Below are 16,502 nucleotides of genomic sequence, written 5' to 3' on the forward strand. Positions count from 1 at the left end.
TGGATCAGCGGCGCGACATGTACATGTCGAGCGCCTTGTGGAGCAGCTTGTTGAGCGGGAAGTCCCACTCGCCGAGGTACTCGGCCGCCTGCCCGCCGGTGCCGACCTTGAACTGGATCAGGCCGAAGAGGTGGTCGGTCTCGTCCAGCGAGTCGGAGATGCCGCGCAGGTCGTAGACGCTGGCACCGAGCGCGTAGGCGTCGCGGAGCATGGTCCACTGCATCGCGTTCGACGGCCGGACCTCGCGGCCGATGTTGTCGGAGGCGCCGTAGGAGTACCAGACGTGGCCACCGACGATCAGCATGGTCGCCGCCGACAGGTTCACGCCGTTGTGGCGGGCGAAGTACAGCCGCATGCGGTTGGGGTCCTCGGTGTTCAGCGCGGACCACATGCGCTGGAAGTACGACAGCGGGCGCGGCCGGAAGTGGTCGCGCACGGCCGTGATCTCGTACAGCCGCTGCCACTCCTCCAGATCGTGGTAGCCGCCCTGCACGACCTCGACGCCGGCCTTCTCGGCCTTCTTGATGTTGCGGCGCCACAGCTGGTTGAAGTTCTTGTGCACCTCTTCCAGGGAACGGCCCGCCAGCGGAACCTGGAAGACGTACCGGGGCTGCACGTCGCCGAAGCCGGCGCCGCCGTCCTCACCCTGCTGCCAGCCCATCCGGCGGAGCTTGTCGGCGACCTCGAAGGCGCGCGGCTCGATGTGGTCGGCCTCGATGTCGCGCAGGCGCTTGACGTCCGGGTCCTGGATGCCCTTCTTGATGGACGCCGCGTCCCAGCGCCGGATGATCACCGGCGGGCCCATCTTGACCGAAAAGGCACCCTGCTGCTTCAGGTGCGCCAGCATCGGCTCCATCCAGTCCTGGAGGTTCGGCGCGAACCAGTTGATGACCGGTCCCTCGGGCAGGTAGGCCAGGTAGCGCTTGATCTTGGGCAGCTGCCGGTAGAGGACCAGACCGGCACCGACCAGTTCGCCGGTCCGGTCGTCGAACCAGCCGAGGTTCTCCGAGCGCCATTCCGCCTTGACGTCAGCCCAGGCCGGGACCTGCATGTGGCTCGCCGAGGGCAGGGTCTGGATGTACGCCAGATGCTGCTCGCGACTGATGGTCCTCAGGGTCAGGCTCATTCGGGGCGCTCCTCGGGCTGGTGTGTCCCCATGGGTACAGGGGCTCCGGCTCTCGCGCGAAGCCTACTGCGCCCGCGGGGCGCCCCGGCTGGGCGCACGGCACCTTTGCACCCGGCCGGCGGGCGGCCGGGTGCTGCGCGGTGTTCGGAATGTGGTGGCTCTCCCGGGGGCGTCCCTGGCGTCAGTCGAAGACCCCGCCGAAGAGGCCGCCGTGCGCCATGCCCAGGAAGAAGCCGATGGCCGCTGCGCCCAGGCCCAGGATCAGGCCGAAGCGTTCACGGGTCGTCTCCGAGATCCACTGCCCGTACGCGCCGGTGAGGATCCCCAGCAGGCCGGTCCAGGAGCTGAGCAGGTGCAGATGGTGGAACATCGCCGTGATGAACGACGTGATGCCCAGGACCAGGGTCACCGCGAGCAGGGCGTCCTGGAGTGGGTGGGGCTTGCCGTCCGTGGCGAAGAGGCCTCCGCCGGTGTTGGGTCGCAATGCCTGTGCCATAGGGCACCTCCTGCGAAAATGCGGCGCATCGTAGCGCCATACACACCCGATGTGTACAGATTGACCGGCTCCGCGGCCGGATTTCAACCGGAAGCCGGTGTGCGGGTACTGTGTACCGTCTGCACCGGTGTCTGCCCAGTAACTGCCCTGGTACCCCCGTCCCGGGGGCCTGCCGCGGTCCTGCCGCGGTCCTGATCGGCACCCCCGATTGTCAGTGGCCGCTGTTTTACTGACAGACACCGAGGCGTACGCATCACAACCCTCCTGCCACGGAACGACCGTGGCCGCTGAGTCCGAAGGAGGTGGGTTCCACATGCGTCACTACGAGGTGATGGTCATCCTCGACCCCGACGTCGAGGAGCGCGCTGTCTCTCCGCTGATCGAGAACTTCCTTTCCGTCATCCGTGACGGTGGCGGAAAGGTCGAGAAGGTCGACACCTGGGGCCGTCGTCGTCTCGCGTACGAGATCAAGAAGAAGCCCGAGGGCATCTACTCGGTCATCGACCTGCAGGCCGAGCCTGCGGTCGTCAAGGAGCTCGACCGCCAGATGAACCTGAACGAGTCGGTCCTCCGGACCAAGGTCCTCCGTCCCGAGACCCACTGAGCCCTTCCGCTCAGCTGATCCCGGGCTCCGAGTAGCAGCACAAGCAGCCAGCAGCAAACCCGCCGAGAGGTTCCCCCATGGCAGGCGAGACCGTCATCACGGTCGTCGGCAATCTTGTCGACGACCCCGAGCTGCGCTTCACCCCGTCCGGTGCGGCCGTCGCGAAGTTCCGTGTCGCGTCGACCCCCCGCACCTTCGACCGCCAGACCAACGAGTGGAAGGACGGCGAAAGCCTCTTCCTGACCTGCTCGGTCTGGCGCCAGGCGGCGGAGAACGTCGCCGAGTCGCTCCAGCGAGGCATGCGCGTGATCGTGCAGGGCCGGCTGAAGCAGCGGTCCTACGAGGACCGTGAGGGCGTCAAGCGCACGGTCTACGAGCTGGACGTCGACGAGGTCGGCGCCAGCCTGCGCAATGCCACGGCCAAGGTCACCAAGACCACGGGCCGCGGTGGCCAGGGTGGTTACGGCGGCGGTGGCGGCCAGCAGGGCGGCGGCTGGGGCGGAGGCCCCGGCGGCGCTCCGCAGGGCGGCGGCGCTCCCGCCGACGACCCGTGGGCGACCGGCGCTCCCGCCGGTGGCCAGCAGGGTGGCGGCGGCTGGGGCGGTGCCCCCGGCGGCGGCCAGGGCGGCGGCTACTCGGACGAGCCTCCCTTCTAAGGGCGGTTCGTACCCCAACTTCTTGATCACACAGGAGAATCACCATGGCGAAGCCGCCTGTGCGCAAGCCGAAGAAGAAGGTCTGCGCATTCTGCAAGGACAAGGTCACGTACGTGGACTACAAGGACACGAACATGCTGCGGAAGTTCATTTCCGACCGCGGCAAGATCCGTGCCCGCCGCGTGACCGGCAACTGCACCCAGCACCAGCGTGACGTCGCCACGGCTGTGAAGAACAGCCGTGAGATGGCGCTGCTGCCCTACACCTCCACTGCGCGTTAAGGGAAGGGTGACCGACTCATGAAGATCATCCTCACCCACGAGGTCTCCGGCCTCGGCGCTGCGGGCGATGTCGTCGACGTCAAGGACGGTTACGCCCGTAACTACCTGATCCCGCGGAAGTTCGCGATCCGCTGGACCAAGGGCGGCGAGAAGGACGTCGAGCAGATTCGTCGTGCTCGCAAGATCCACGAGATCCACACCATCGAGCAGGCCAACCAGGTGAAGGCCCAGCTCGAGGGCGTCAAGGTCCGCCTGGCCGTCCGTGCCGGCGACGCCGGCCGTCTCTTCGGCTCCGTCACCCAGGCCGACATCGCCTCGGCGATCAAGGCTGCCGGTGGCCCCGAGGTCGACAAGCGCCGCATCGAGGTCGCCTCGGCGATCAAGACGCTGGGCGCCCACGAGACGTCCGTGCGTCTGCACCCCGAGGTTGCCGCCACGGTCAACATCGAGGTCGTCGCGGCCTGAGCGCCGCGCTCGCTGTAGCAGTGAGCGACGGGGCCGCTCCCTTCGGGGGGCGGCCCCGTCGTCGTGCGAAGGCACTCGGTGATGCACGTGAAACGCGATGTTTCACGTGAAACCGTCAGCGCGTCGCGCCTGTCACGATCCAGCGGCCCGACCGAGTACGGAGCCAGAGGGTCAGCATGCGCACGGTCATCATCAGCGTCATGGCCGCCCAGAGTGCGGTGAGTCCGCCACCGAGCACCGGGACGAGCAGCGCGACAGGAGTGAAGACCGCCAGGGTGAGCAGCATCGCCCAGGCGAGATACGGACCGTCGCCCGCGCCCATCAGGACGCCGTCCAGGACGAACACGACGCCGCAGATGGGTTGGGAGAGCGCCACGATCACCAGCGCGGGCAGGGCGGTGTCCTTGACCGCGGAGTCGCTGGTGAACAGAGGGAGGAACACCGGGCGGCTGATCACCACCAGCAGGCCGAGGGCGATCCCGACCGCTATGCCCCAGGCCACCATCCGGCGGCAGACGTCTCGGGCGCCCTGGGCATCGCCGGCTCCCAGGTACCGCCCGATGATGGCTTGCCCGGCGATGGCGATCGCGTCGAGGGCGAAGGCGAGCAGGCTCCACAACGACAGGATGATCTGATGGGCGGCGATGTCGGCGTCACCGAGCCGGGCGGCCACCGCCGTGGTGATCAGCAGGATCGCCCGGAGCGAGAGGGTGCGGACCAGCAGTGGCACCCCCGCCTGCGCGGACGCCCTGATACCGGCGGCGTCCGGACGCAGGGAGGCGCCATGACGGCGTGCCCCGCGGACGACCACCACCAGATAGACCGTGGCCATGCCGCACTGGGCGATGACGGTGCCCCAGGCGGAGCCCGCGATGCCGAGACCGACGCCGTAGACGAGAACGACGTTCAGTACGGCATTGGTGACAAAGCCCGCGACGGCCACGTAGAGCGGCGTCCTGGTGTCCTGCAAACCGCGCAGGACGCCGGTGGCGGCGAGGACGACGAGCATGGCGGGGATGCCGAGCGTGGAGATCCGCAGATAGGTGGTCGCGTAGGGGCCCGCGGTGTCGGAGGCGCCGAAGAGTTCCACGAGGGACGGTGCCGTGGGCAGCACGACCGCGATGACGGCCGTGCCGAGCAGCAGGGCGAGCCAGATGCCGTCCATGCCCTGCCGGATGGCGGCCTGGGGGTCACCGGCGCCGACCCGCCGGGCGACGGCTGCCGTGGTGGCGTAGGCGAGGAAGACGAAGACGCTGACGGCGGTGGTGAGGAGGGCCGACGCGACGCCGAGACCAGCGAGTTGTGCGGTGCCGAGGTGGCCGACGATCGCACTGTCGGCCATGACGAAAAGGGGCTCGGCGACGAGCGCGCCGAAGGCCGGAACGGCCAGCGCGATGATCTCTCGGTCATGCCGACGCCGGACCGGCTGGGTGCGCTCGGGAGCCTGTGTCATGAGCACCAATCTAATCGTCCACAGGTAAGTGATGCAAAGCTTTTGTGACCCTTACCTCGTGACTGGGGATGCGCATGTCTGTGCGTGGTCCTCGATGATCTTGAGCCGACCGGGGAAGTTTTTCTTCTGCACAGCCAGTGGATGGCAAAACGGCAGGTCACAGCCGTATCTGCGAGGGTGACGAGGGCTTGTTCACAGGGCTGTCCACCGGCTCGTGCACAGGTTTAGCGGAGTTCTCCACAGCATCTGGGTCGTCGTCCACATGGCCTGTGGATAACCAGATTGGCTGACGGTGCCCGCGGGCCTACCGTGGTGCGGCGCCCGCTCCGACCGTCGCCCCGTCAAACGTCGCAAATCCGACGCGCCACAACCGGAGTTGGGTCTCTTGTTTGTCAGTGCCGTGCCGTAGAAATGAGTGGCACGGCGAGGTCCGCGCCGCGGACGGGAGGAGGTGGCTCGGTGAGTATTTCCGAGCCCTTGGACGAGCCGTGGGCCGACAGCGGGCCCAGTGATCGTCTGCCCGCCTCCCGCCGGCGTGGCGATCAGGTCCGGGGCCGCGACGAGCAGCACGAACGCGGCCGGGACGCCGGGGTGTGGGACGAGTCCGCACCGTCGTTCGAGCGGGTGCCGCCCCAGGACCTGGAGGCCGAGCAGTCGGTGCTCGGCGGCATGCTGCTGTCCAAGGACGCCATCGCCGACGTCGTGGAGATCCTCAAGGGCCACGACTTCTACAAGCCGGCCCACGAGACCATCTACCTGGCGATCCTCGACGTCTACGCCAAGGGGGAGCCGGCCGACCCGATCACGATCGCCGCCGAGCTGACCAAGCGCGGCGAGATCAACAAGGTCGGCGGGGCGTCGTATCTGCACACGCTGGTCCAGACCGTACCGACGGCGGCGAACGCGGCGTACTACGCGGAGATCGTCCATGAGCGCGCCGTACTGCGCCGCCTGGTCGAGGCGGGAACGCGGATCACGCAGATGGGATACGCGGCCGACGACGACGTCGATGAGATCGTCAACCGCGCCCAGGCCGAGATCTACGCGGTCACCGAGCAGCGCACCAGCGAGGACTACCTGCCGCTCGGCGACATCATGGAGGGCGCTCTCGACGAGATCGAGGCGATCGGCTCGCGCAGCGGCGAGATGACCGGTGTGCCCACGGGGTTCACGGACTTCGACTCGCTGACCAACGGTCTGCACCCGGGACAGATGATCGTCATCGCCGCGCGTCCCGCGATGGGCAAGTCGACGCTCGCGCTGGACTTCGCGCGGGCTGCCTCGATCAAGAACAATTTGCCCAGTGTCATCTTCTCCCTCGAGATGGGGCGCAACGAGATCGCGATGCGTCTGCTGTCCGCCGAGGCCCGCGTCGCCCTCCACCACATGCGGTCCGGGACGATGACGGACGACGACTGGACGCGTCTGGCCCGTCGGATGCCCGATGTGTCGGCCGCTCCGCTCTACATCGACGACTCGCCGAACCTGTCGATGATGGAGATCCGCGCGAAGTGCCGCCGCCTCAAGCAGCGCAACGACCTGAAGCTGGTGGTCATCGACTACCTCCAGCTGATGCAGTCCGGCGGCTCCAAGCGCGCCGAGAGCCGCCAGCAGGAGGTCTCGGACATGTCCCGGAACCTCAAGCTGCTGGCCAAGGAACTGGAGCTCCCGGTCATCGCGCTCTCCCAGCTGAACCGCGGCCCCGAACAGCGCACCGACAAGAAGCCGATGGTCTCCGACCTGCGTGAGTCCGGCTCCATCGAGCAGGACGCCGACATGGTCATCCTGCTGCACCGCGAGGACGCCTACGAGAAGGAGTCGCCGCGCGCGGGCGAGGCCGACCTGATCGTGGCCAAGCACCGAAACGGCCCGACGGCGACCATCACCGTCGCCTTCCAGGGGCACTACTCCCGCTTCGTGGACATGGCGCAGACCTGATCGTCCCCTTTGTGTGTTCTCTGGCTCAGCAGGGTCGAATCGTGGCGGTCGGGCCGGTCGAGCATGTGGCGGTGAGTCACCGTCGCGCCGACGGAGTTGTCGAGGAGAACCGTCCATGGGGAGCGGTGGGTATCTCCGCGCTGTGTCGCTGGCGGTGCCGTGGCGTAGCCGCGGCAGCCACTGCTCCGGAGGCTGCGGACTCGGTCTTTCCCGGACTCGTAGGCTCCCACCTGCCCGCCCCGGGCCCCGTGCTGGTGGTGCAGAGTCGGTTGATGGACGTCATCGACGCGGACGTCGCCGCCTTCGGCGCCTATGCGACCAGCCCGGCTGGTGCTCGCCGGCGGCCAGGACTCGCGGGGTGAGCTGCCCTACCGCGCGGCCGCCTACCTGGCCGAGCGTCTCGGCACGGAGCTCCAGCACTTTCCCGGCGGGCACACTGGCCTGACCACGCACCCTGCCGAGTTCGACGAGCTCCTGCGTAAGGCACTCCGAGCCTCGATCCAGGAAATGACATGATCCTGAGGCTCCACCCGTCGTCACCGTCTGAGACGCCGGAAGACAATGGGTTACAAAGTCGCCATATGGCAGCGGACCGGAGATTCTGCCATTTCCCCTTGCAGTTCTCCGATCCGCGTCCTGCGCAGTGTCCCCTGTCTCAGGCGATCGTCCCGCCCGGCGATGACACTTCAGTATTTCGCCGGACGGCACACGCCTCTAGGGTGGACCGATGGAGTCGATCAAGCAGTTCCAAGTCACCTTCGACTGCGCGGAACCTGAGCGCGTCGCTCGCTTCTGGTGCGAGGTGTTGGGATACGTCGTACCGCCGCCGCCGGCGGGATTTGCCACTTGGGACGAGTTCGATCGCTCGCTGCCGCCGGACCGTCAGGGGGCGGCGTTCGCATGCGTTGATCCTTCGGGTGTGGGCCCGCGACTGTTCTTTCAGCGCGTTCCCGAAGGCAAGGTCGTCAAGAATCGGCTGCACCTCGATGTGCGGGTCGGCACCGGGCTCGTGGGCGAGGAGCGCCTGGCCGCGCTTGAGGCCGAGTGCGCACGACTGGTGGCGCTCGGCGCGGTACGCGTGCGACTGCTGCTCGCCGATGGGGTGAACGAATCGTGCCTCGTGATGCAGGACATCGAGGGCAACGAGTTCTGTCTCGACTGAGGGCGGCGAAGGTGTCCTCGTTCTGTCCCTATGGACCAAGACGCGGCCAGTCCCCGGAAATGGACTCGACTCAGGGGGTCCTGGCCGGTGGACTGGAGGGATGACGACACATCAGGAAGAGCTGCTTCCCGGTACCCGGCGTGCGCTGCTGCACCGGATCGCCGTCGCCCAGGCCGAGGGACGGGCGCCGTCGTTGGTCGCGGCGGTGGTACGGGGTGGACGTGCCGTCTGGCATGGTGCGCGGACCTCGATGGATGGGCACGGCCCGGACGAGAATGTCCAGTACCGGATCGGCTCGATCACCAAGACCTTCACTGCCGTCCTGGTGCTCCGGCTGCGTGACGAAGGCCTGCTCGACCTCGGGGACCCGCTGGAGAAGCACCTGCCGGGCACCGGGGCGGGCGAGGCCACGATCGCGCAGCTCCTTGCGCACACAGGGGGACTGGCCGCCGAGTCGCCCGCGCCGTGGTGGGAGCGGACCCCCGGCTCTCTGCGTCCGGACCTCGCCGACGTACTGGGACGGCAGCCCTTCCGGCACCCGGTGGGTCGTAGGCACCACTACTCGAACCCCGGTTACACCCTGCTGGGCGCCCTCGTCGAGAAGCTGCGCGACGCCTCCTGGGAGGACGTGCTGCGGCAGGAGGTGCTCAAGCCCCTGGGCCTGGGCCGTACGACCGGACGACCGCAGGCGCCTCACGCCGGCGGCTGGGCGGTGCACCCATGGGCCGATGTGCTGCTGGCCGAGCCCGCCGAGGACCTCGGCCGGATGGCCCCGGCGGGCCAGCTCTGGTCCACCACTGGGGACTTGGCGCGGTTCGCCGCCTTCCTGACGCACGGGGACGAGAAGGTGCTGAGTCCGGAAACCGTCCGGGAGATGCGGGCGCCCGCGGCACCGGCCGAGGCGGCGGAGGTGGCGGACGGTGTGGCGTACGGGCTCGGGCTGCAGATCCAGCACCGGAACGGGCGGCTGCTGGTGGGTCACTCCGGCTCCCTGCCGGGCTTTCTGGCGAACCTCACCCTCAGCGCCGAGGACGACGTGGCGGCGGTCGTACTGGCCAACTGCACCTCCGGCCCGCTGCTGTCCATGGTGGGCGCCGATCTGGTCGGTATCGTCGCCGAGGCCGAGCCCCGGATCCCCGAGCCGTGGCGCCCGCTGTCGGACGTCGACGACTCCGTGCTGGAGCTGGCCGGGCCGTGGTACTGGGGCACGCAGGGTTTTGCCCTGCGGCTCACCACGGACGGGGGCGTCTCATTGGAGCCGTTGTCGGGCGCCGGCCGCCGCTCGCGCTTCCGGGCGAACGGGGACGGCACCTGGACCGGGCTGGAGGGCTATTACGCGGGAGAGGTGCTGCGGGCCGTGCGGTGCCCGGACGGGACCGTGAGCCATCTGGACCTCGGGTCCTTCGTGTTCACCCGTAGGCCCTATGACGAGGAGGCTCCCGTGCCGGGCGGGGTGGACCCGGAGGGCTGGCGGGGGATCGAGTAGCTCCCCACCGGCCGAAGGGTGCCCTGTTTCACGTGAAACAGGGCACGCGTCCGTCAGAGCGGGAGCTTGAAGCCCACGTGCGAGGGCGTGAAGCCCAACCGCTCATAGAAACGGTGAGCATCGATACGGCTGGCGTCGGAGGTCAGCTGCACCAACTGGCAGCCCAGCCGACGAGATTCGTCGATCGCCCACTCGATGAGCCGTGTGCCCAGGCCACTGCCGCGTTCGTCTGCGTGGACGCGGACGGCTTCGATGATCGACCGTGTCGCGCCGCGCCGGGACAGCCCGGGAATGATTGTCAGCTGGAGGGTGCCGACGACCCGGCCTTCGCGTACGGCGACCACCTGATGCTGGTTGGGATCGGTGCTGAGCCGCTCGAAAGCGGCCAGATAGGGGCCCAGCTCGTCAGGTGACTCACGCTGGGCGCCCAGGGGGTCGTCGGCGAGCAGCGCGACGATCGCGGGCACGTCGTCCTTGGCGGCGAGCCGTATCTCAAGATCTCCCATGGCCGCACCCTACGTATGACCGCGCCCTACGCGCACGGCCTGGTAGGGGCAGGGCAGGACCTATGCCGGGACCGGTGCCTTGAGGGTCTCCACGGCCCGGACCAGTGGCGCCAGCTCGGGGTTCTTCGCGGCCTCGTCGAGTGCCTCGCGCAGTGCGGCGTCGTTGGTGGGCCGGGCCTCTTCCAGAAGCTTCAGGCCGGCCTCGGTGACGTCGGTGTAGATACCCCGGCGGTCGGTGGGACACAGATAGCGCTCGAGCAGGCCTCTGTCCTCGAGCCGGGTGACCAGGCGTGTGGTGGCGCTCTGGCTGAGGACCACGGCATCGGCGACCTGCTTCATCTGCAGATGTCCTCCGTCGCCGTCGTGCTGCCTGCTGAGCACGTCGAGCAGGGAGTACTCGCGTGCGCTCAACCCGTGTCCCGCCTGCAGGGCGCGTTCGATCTGCGCCTCGATCCTTCCGTGCAACAGGGAGAGCGCACACCAACCCTGGGCGAGGGCGGTGAGTGCGGGGTCTGTCGCTGTCATGGGCGTTTCCTCCGTCCCGGGCGGCTGAGACCAGGATAGACCAGCACTGCAATAGACCGCTTTTGCCTACATCCAGCGTCTGCAACTAATGTGTACGCGCGTAAAGCGCTCCTGCAATGACTTGGGAAGGTGTACCCCATGCCTCTCGCGCTTCTGGCCCTGGCGATCGGGGCCTTCGGGATCGGGACGACCGAGTTCGTGATCATGGGTTTGCTGCCCGAGGTCGCGAGCGACTACGGGGTCTCCATCCCCACTGCCGGGTTCCTGGTGACCGGCTACGCGCTCGGCGTGGTGCTGGGCGCCCCGCTGATGACGGTGCTCGGCACCAAGGTGTCCCGCAAGCGGATGCTGATGCTGCTGATGGGCCTGTTCACCGTCGGCAACCTGCTCTCCGCCCTCGCGCCCGCCTTCTCGGTCATGCTGATCGGCCGGGTGGTGGCCTCGCTCGCCCATGGCGCCTTCTTCGGCATCGGTTCGGTCGTGGCGGCCGACCTGGTCGCCCCGCACAAGAAGGCCGGAGCGATCGCGATGATGTTCACCGGGCTGACCGTCGCCAACGTCGTCGGCGTCCCGCTGGGCACGTTCGTCGGCCAGTCCGTCGGCTGGCGCGTCACCTTCGGCATCGTCGCCGCTCTCGGCCTCGTCGGGCTGGCCGGCATCGCGCGGCTGGTCCCCGACATGCCCAAGCCACAGGGCGTACGGCTGGGTCATGAGCTGGCCGCCTTCAAGAACGTCCAGGTCCTGCTCGCCATGGCGATGACCGTCCTCGGCTTCGGTGGCGTCTTCGCGGCCATCACCTACATCGCGCCGATGATGACCCATGTCGCCGGGTACGCCGACGGCTCGGTCACCTGGCTGCTGGTCCTCTTCGGACTCGGCATGGTCGGCGGCAACCTCGTCGGCGGCCGGTTCGCCGACCGGGCCCTGATGCCCATGCTGTACGTCTCCCTCGGCGCCCTGGCCGTCGTGCTGGCCCTGTTCACGCTCACCGCGCACAACGAGCCGGCGGCGGCCGTGACCATCGTTCTGATCGGCGCCCTGGGCTTCGCCACCGTCCCGCCGCTGCAGAAGCGCGTCCTGGACCAGGCGCACGGGGCCCCGACCCTGGCTTCGGCCGTGAACATCGGCGCCTTCAACCTCGGCAATGCGCTGTCCGCCTGGCTCGGCGGCCTCGTCATCGCCGCCGGCCTCGGCTACACCGCCCCCAACTGGGTCGGCGCCGGCATGGCCGCGGCGGCCCTGCTCCTCGCCGTGCTCTCGGCGGCCCTCGAGCGGCGCGACAGCGCCCCCAGCACCGTGGTCACGTCTTCCGCGCCCACCGGACCGCAGACCGCCGTCCACCACTGAGCCCTCCACCATCGCCCAGCTCGACCACCCGGGACGCCGATGCCCTCGCCTGAGCCGACGCACCACCCAGCGGGCCGACCAGGTGGAGCGGAAGGGTCACCCGGCTGCCACCGTCAGCGGGGCGAACCGCCGGCTCCAGTCACCGGGCAGTTGCGTGATGCCGTGCGTCATGACGACGTTGAAGGCGATGGACGCCAGGCCGTGGGCCTTCGCCCAGCTGATCAGCTCGTCGTGGCGCACATCGATGTCGGTGCGCAGCGGGCGGTCGGTGTGGGCGGCGAGGGAAGCGATCAGGGCCTTGGCGGTGTCCGTGTCACGGGCGATCAGCGGTCCCACGACCTGGGTGTCCATGTTGGGCCAAGCCGCCGCGTATCCGATGAGCCGGCCGTTCTCCTCCGCCACCCGCAGCTGGTCGGCGAAGGCGGGCAGCCGGGTGACGATATGCGTGCGGTCGACGCCGAACACCTCCTCGTCGAGCCGCAGGATGGTGGTGATGTCCTCCGCGGTGGCCGCCCGGGTGGTGACCTCCGGCACGGAGTCGCCCGGCGTGAAGTGGCCGCGCACCATTTCGGCCCGCCCGGTGACCTTGAATCCGATCTCCTCGTAGAGCGGTTGACCGCTCGGGGTCGCGTGCAGTGTGAGGGGGGTGGGGCCCATCGTCGCGGTCACGTGGCGCATCAGCCGACGCCCGACGCCTTGCCGGGCATGCCGTTCGGCGACCAGCACCATGCCGATGGCTGCCAGGGCGGGGCGGTCGTGCGGCCCGTACTCGGTGACGGCGCAGGCACTCACGAGTCCGCCGTCGGGGTCGTCGATGCCGTAGCCCTTGCCGGCCGTGAGCAGGAAACTCCATTTGTGCTCTTCGCGTGGCCACCCCCGGTCCTCGGACAAGTCGGCGCACGCGGTGAGATCGCGAAGCGTCAGGCGGCGGATCGGCAGAGCGGCAAGGGAAGGAGTCGGCACGCAGGTCAGGCTGGCTGACGAGGGGCCCTGGCGTCCACCTGTTTCGGCTGAGAGACGCGAGCTTTTGGCCATGCCGTGTCCGACTGCACAGCGGACGGTCATCCGCACGACGTTTCACGTGAAACAGCGAGGGCGGCGAGTGGGCGCAGGGAACCGACCTGGACCGGTGTCATCCGAGGTCGGGGGCATGCATGGCGCGCACCCCTTCGATATTGCCGTCAAGGTAGTGCCGCAGGGACAGCGGGACCAGATGGACGGATGCGATGCCGACCCGGGTGAACGGCACCCGCACGATCTCGTACTCGCCGGTGGGCTCCTCGACCTCGGGGCCGTGCCGCAGGGAGGGGTCCATGGATTCCAGACGGCAGACGAAGAAGTGCTGCACCTTCACACCGGTCGCGCCGCCGTCTTCCCCGATGTGCTCCACGGTGTCGACGAAGCACGGCACCACGTCGGTGATCTTGGCACCGAGTTCCTCGTACACCTCACGGTGCAGGGCGTGGACGACGGTGGTGTCTCCCGGCTCGACCCCACCGCCCGGAGTGACCCAGTAGGGATCCACGCCGGGCTTGGTGCGCTTGATCAGGATCAGATCGTCGCCGTCCAGAAGAACGGCACGAGCGGTGCGCTTGACCACGGGTCGGACGGTCATGCAGGAAATGTGGCCCGGCTGGTTCCACGTGAAACCTCGTCTCAGTTCCAGTCGGCCGCCGACCGGAGCAGCCACTCGTGGGCCCTGGCGATGTGCGGCATCGCGAGGGTGCCGGTGCGCACGGCGAGGAAGTACGTCCGCAGTGGCGGCACGGTCGGCTCGTGCAGGGCGACGACGTCGCCGCGCCGGAGAGCCTCCGTGCACAGATAGCGTGGCAGCACCGCAAGACCGGCGCCCGCGACGGCACAGGCGAGCACCGCACGCAGGTCGGGAACGATGACCGTGCCCGTGGCGGCGGGGCAGGAGTCGAAGACGGACGCCCAGTAGCGGGTGACCAGGGGCAGCGACTCGTGCACCTCGACGACCGGGACCTGCTCAAGGGCCGGCGCGCCGTCGCGGCCGGGGGCGCCGGTGGCCGCCTGCTTGGCCCAGCGCGGCGCGGCGATGAGGACGTGCTCCTCGTCGCAGAGCGGAGTCGCCGTGAGCAGGGTGCCGCGCGGACGGACGGTGCCGATAGCCAGATCGTGATGGCCGGCGGCCAGTCCCTCCAGGGATTCTTCGGCGTTCCCGAAGGAGACGCGCAACGCGAAGCCCTGACCGTCCTCGCCGGTCAGCTCCGTGAGGGCGGGCAGTGCTCGCTCGGCGGTGAACTCCGGGGGCCCGGCGAGATGCAGTGTGCGCAAGGAGGAGGTGTCGTCCAGCCCGGACTCGGCTATCTCCACCAGGGCGTCGAGATGCGGCGCGGCCTTGTGCGCGAGTTCGTCACCGATGCTCGTCGGCGTCACACCGCGTGCCTGCCGGAGGAACAAAGGCCGGCCGAGCTGCCGTTCCAGTGTGCGGATCTGCGAGGTGACGGCCGGTTGGGAAAGGCCGAGCAGGGCGGCCGCACGCGTGAAGGAACCGGCCCGGTGCACGGTCACGAAGGTGCGCAGTAAGGCCAGATCCACGGAAAACGTCCCCTCCCCTGCCCTTCTCCCGGCCCCCCGGCCACGCACCACTATAAATATGTCGATAGGTCTCTGTCGCTACTGTGATTGGACACTGACACTGAGTCAACTAGCCTTGTTTGCGCGGTTCTTCGCGCGCGGAACCGAGGACGGTCCGAGCCACGAGGGGGGAGGCTCGGACCGTCCGTCGTTCGCATGGCCGGATTCAGTCCGCCGAGACGTCCAGTGCCCGCAGTACGTCCGCGACCAGGTCGTCGGGATCCTCCGCTCCGACCGAGAACCGGATGAAGCCCTCCGGCACCGCGTCGCCGCCCCAGCGTCCGCGCCGCTCGGCAGTGGACCGCACCCCGCCGAAGCTCGTCGCGTCGTCCACAAGGCGCAGCGCGTCGAGAAAGCGATCGGCACGCGCGCGAGTGGGCAGCGTGAAGGAAACGACGCACCCATAGCGTCGCATCTGCTGGGAGGCGACCTTGTGCGACGGGTCGTCGGGCAGCCCCGGGTAGCGCAGTCCGGTCACCTCCGGCCGCTCCCGCAGGGCCTCGGCCAGCCGCAGCGCGGTGGCGTTCTGCCGGTCGACGCGCAGCTGGAGCGTGGCGATGGACCGGTGGGCGAGCCAGGCCTCCATCGGCCCGGGAATCGCTCCGACGATCTTTCGCCAGCGCCGTACGGCGGTCATGGCCGCGCCGCCGCGTCCGGCGACGTACCCGAGGAGGATGTCACCGTGGCCGGTGAGCTGCTTGGTCCCGCTGGCCACGGAGAAGTCGGCGCCCAGCTCCAGCGGCCGCTGGCCCAGCGGGGTGGCGAGGGTGTTGTCGACGGCGACAAGAGCGCCACGCGCGTGTGCCGCCTCGACGAGCCGCCGGACGTCGCACACGTCGAGCCCCGGGTTCGACGGCGTCTCGATCCACAGCAGCCGGGCGCCGTCCAGCACGTCGAGCTGGGCGTCGCCGCCGGTCGGCGCCGTGCGCACCTCTATGCCGTACGCCTCCAGCTGCTCACGCACCAGGGGAAGCACCTGGTAACCGTCGCTGGGCAGGACGACGACGTCCCCGGCGCGCAGCTGGGAGAAGATCACCGACGAGATGGCGGCCATGCCGGAGGCGAACGCCAACGTCTCGACGTCGTCCCGTCCCGGCGCTTCCAGAGCGCCGATGGCCTGCTCCAGCAGCGTCCAGGTGGGGTTCTCGTCGCGCCCGTAGGTATACGGGCCGGTGGGGTCGCCCGGGAGATGGAAGTGGGCGGCGAACACGGGGCCGGGCAAGGCCGGTTCATGCTTCACCGGCTCCGGGAGCCCCGCCCGCACCGCGCGCGTGCCGTCACCGGCGCCCGGAGGCAGTGCTTCCGTGCTCGTGCCGGCCCTGTTGTGCCCGTCCCCGTCGTGCGTGGCGGAATCGCTCATGCCGCCCGTCCTTCCACATGGTCACGTACCGCGGCGAGCAGCCCGGTGCTCGCCGCCTCCACCATCTCAAGGCACTCCTCGAAGCCGTCCGCGCCCCCGTAGTACGGGTCGGGAACGTCGAGACCGGCACCCCGGGCGGCGGGGTCGTAGGACCGCAGGAGCCGTACCTTCGCCGCGTCCTGCTCGGTCGGAGCCAGTCGGCGCAGCGCCCGCAGGTGGCCCGCGTCGAGGGCGACGACGAGGTCCAGACGGGAGAACCAGGACACGTGGAACTGCCGGGCCGTGTGGTCCAGGTCGTAGCCGTTGCGCTCCAGGACGGCCATGGTGCGCGGGTCGGCGCCCTCGCCCTCGTGCCAGCCGCCCGTGCCGGCGCTGTCCACCTCGACCAGGCCCTCCAGACCGGCCTCCGCCACACGCGCGCGGAAGACCGACTCGGCCATCGGGGAGCGGCAGATGTTGCCGGTGCACACGAAACAGACGTGGTAGGTCATCGGGA

General features: G+C 69.1%; 18 protein-coding genes and 1 pseudogene. 9 read left to right on the forward strand and 10 right to left on the reverse strand.

Annotated elements, in window-relative coordinates:
• Positions 1 to 4 precede the first annotated feature (4 nt).
• Positions 5 to 1,126 (reverse strand): peptidoglycan bridge formation glycyltransferase FemX, encoded by a 1,122-nt coding sequence (gene femX, locus ACLGIH_RS16820; protein ID WP_416526065.1) that lies wholly within the window; start codon positions 1,124 to 1,126, stop codon positions 5 to 7.
• A 181-nt stretch (positions 1,127 to 1,307) separates the two neighbouring features.
• Positions 1,308 to 1,622, reverse strand: coding sequence for a hypothetical protein (locus ACLGIH_RS16825; protein ID WP_416526066.1), 315 nt, complete (start codon positions 1,620 to 1,622; stop codon positions 1,308 to 1,310).
• A gap of 313 nt (positions 1,623 to 1,935) precedes the next feature.
• Here ACLGIH_RS16825 and rpsF point away from each other — a divergent pair, with 313 nt between their 5' ends.
• The 4 genes from rpsF (at position 1,936) to rplI (ending at position 3,628) form a co-directional block, all read left to right on the forward strand.
• The gene (rpsF, locus tag ACLGIH_RS16830) at positions 1,936 to 2,226 is read left to right on the forward strand and encodes a 30S ribosomal protein S6 (protein ID WP_416526067.1); all 291 of its coding nucleotides are present in this window, start codon (positions 1,936 to 1,938) and stop codon (positions 2,224 to 2,226) included.
• Between the two features lie 77 nt (positions 2,227 to 2,303).
• Complete coding sequence (locus tag ACLGIH_RS16835; protein WP_416526068.1) at positions 2,304 to 2,882, forward strand: single-stranded DNA-binding protein; 579 nt, start codon at positions 2,304 to 2,306, stop codon at positions 2,880 to 2,882.
• A gap of 44 nt (positions 2,883 to 2,926) precedes the next feature.
• Positions 2,927 to 3,163, forward strand: coding sequence for a 30S ribosomal protein S18 (gene rpsR / locus ACLGIH_RS16840; protein WP_003949403.1), 237 nt, complete (start codon positions 2,927 to 2,929; stop codon positions 3,161 to 3,163).
• A gap of 18 nt (positions 3,164 to 3,181) precedes the next feature.
• Positions 3,182 to 3,628, forward strand: coding sequence for a 50S ribosomal protein L9 (gene rplI / locus ACLGIH_RS16845; RefSeq protein WP_416526069.1), 447 nt, complete (start codon positions 3,182 to 3,184; stop codon positions 3,626 to 3,628).
• A 115-nt stretch (positions 3,629 to 3,743) separates the two neighbouring features.
• On the opposite strand, the gene ACLGIH_RS16850 is transcribed toward rplI, so the two are convergent.
• Entirely contained in the window at positions 3,744 to 5,081 is a 1,338-nt protein-coding gene (locus tag ACLGIH_RS16850) for an MATE family efflux transporter (RefSeq protein ID WP_416526070.1), read from the reverse strand.
• A 459-nt stretch (positions 5,082 to 5,540) separates the two neighbouring features.
• Between ACLGIH_RS16850 and dnaB the strand changes: the two genes are divergently transcribed.
• The 4 genes and pseudogenes from dnaB (at position 5,541) to ACLGIH_RS16870 (ending at position 9,667) form a co-directional block, all read left to right on the forward strand.
• Positions 5,541 to 7,019: a replicative DNA helicase gene (gene dnaB / locus ACLGIH_RS16855; RefSeq protein ID WP_416526071.1), complete on the forward strand. Its 1,479-nt coding sequence runs from the start codon at positions 5,541 to 5,543 to the stop codon at positions 7,017 to 7,019.
• A gap of 324 nt (positions 7,020 to 7,343) precedes the next feature.
• Positions 7,344 to 7,535 (forward strand): annotated as a pseudogene (locus tag ACLGIH_RS16860) (alpha/beta hydrolase); the annotation flags it as partial.
• Positions 7,536 to 7,746: 211 nt separating this feature from the next.
• Positions 7,747 to 8,181 (forward strand): VOC family protein, encoded by a 435-nt coding sequence (locus ACLGIH_RS16865; protein ID WP_416526072.1) that lies wholly within the window; start codon positions 7,747 to 7,749, stop codon positions 8,179 to 8,181.
• 100 nt (positions 8,182 to 8,281) lie between these two features.
• On the forward strand, positions 8,282 to 9,667 hold the full coding sequence (locus ACLGIH_RS16870) for a serine hydrolase domain-containing protein (protein ID WP_416526073.1): 1,386 nt from the start codon (positions 8,282 to 8,284) through the stop codon (positions 9,665 to 9,667).
• A 53-nt stretch (positions 9,668 to 9,720) separates the two neighbouring features.
• On the opposite strand, the gene ACLGIH_RS16875 is transcribed toward ACLGIH_RS16870, so the two are convergent.
• A complete protein-coding gene (locus ACLGIH_RS16875) occupies positions 9,721 to 10,173 on the reverse strand; it encodes a GNAT family N-acetyltransferase (protein ID WP_416526074.1) in 453 nt (150 codons plus the stop codon).
• Between the two features lie 60 nt (positions 10,174 to 10,233).
• Positions 10,234 to 10,698, reverse strand: coding sequence for a MarR family winged helix-turn-helix transcriptional regulator (locus ACLGIH_RS16880; protein ID WP_416526075.1), 465 nt, complete (start codon positions 10,696 to 10,698; stop codon positions 10,234 to 10,236).
• 138 nt (positions 10,699 to 10,836) lie between these two features.
• Between ACLGIH_RS16880 and ACLGIH_RS16885 the strand changes: the two genes are divergently transcribed.
• Positions 10,837 to 12,045, forward strand: coding sequence for an MFS transporter (locus ACLGIH_RS16885; RefSeq protein ID WP_416526076.1), 1,209 nt, complete (start codon positions 10,837 to 10,839; stop codon positions 12,043 to 12,045).
• Positions 12,046 to 12,141: 96 nt separating this feature from the next.
• On the opposite strand, the gene ACLGIH_RS16890 is transcribed toward ACLGIH_RS16885, so the two are convergent.
• The 5 genes from ACLGIH_RS16890 to ACLGIH_RS16910 form a co-directional block, all read right to left on the reverse strand.
• On the reverse strand, positions 12,142 to 13,008 hold the full coding sequence (locus ACLGIH_RS16890; RefSeq protein ID WP_416526077.1) for a GNAT family N-acetyltransferase: 867 nt from the start codon (positions 13,006 to 13,008) through the stop codon (positions 12,142 to 12,144).
• A 169-nt stretch (positions 13,009 to 13,177) separates the two neighbouring features.
• Positions 13,178 to 13,660, reverse strand: coding sequence for an NUDIX domain-containing protein (locus ACLGIH_RS16895; RefSeq protein ID WP_416526078.1), 483 nt, complete (start codon positions 13,658 to 13,660; stop codon positions 13,178 to 13,180).
• Between the two features lie 41 nt (positions 13,661 to 13,701).
• Positions 13,702 to 14,607: a LysR family transcriptional regulator gene (locus ACLGIH_RS16900; RefSeq protein ID WP_416526079.1), complete on the reverse strand. Its 906-nt coding sequence runs from the start codon at positions 14,605 to 14,607 to the stop codon at positions 13,702 to 13,704.
• 205 nt (positions 14,608 to 14,812) lie between these two features.
• A complete protein-coding gene (locus tag ACLGIH_RS16905; protein WP_416526080.1) occupies positions 14,813 to 16,006 on the reverse strand; it encodes a cystathionine gamma-lyase in 1,194 nt (397 codons plus the stop codon).
• On the reverse strand, positions 16,003 to 16,497 hold the full coding sequence (locus ACLGIH_RS16910; protein WP_416526081.1) for a low molecular weight protein-tyrosine-phosphatase: 495 nt from the start codon (positions 16,495 to 16,497) through the stop codon (positions 16,003 to 16,005). Before ACLGIH_RS16910 ends, ACLGIH_RS16905 begins: the two co-directional genes overlap by 4 nt.
• Positions 16,498 to 16,502: the final 5 nt, after the last annotated feature.

Origin of the sequence: Streptomyces hamibioticus (assembly GCF_047946815.1) — a bacterium.
In the GTDB taxonomy this organism is placed as follows: Bacteria; Actinomycetota; Actinomycetes; order Streptomycetales; family Streptomycetaceae; genus Streptomyces.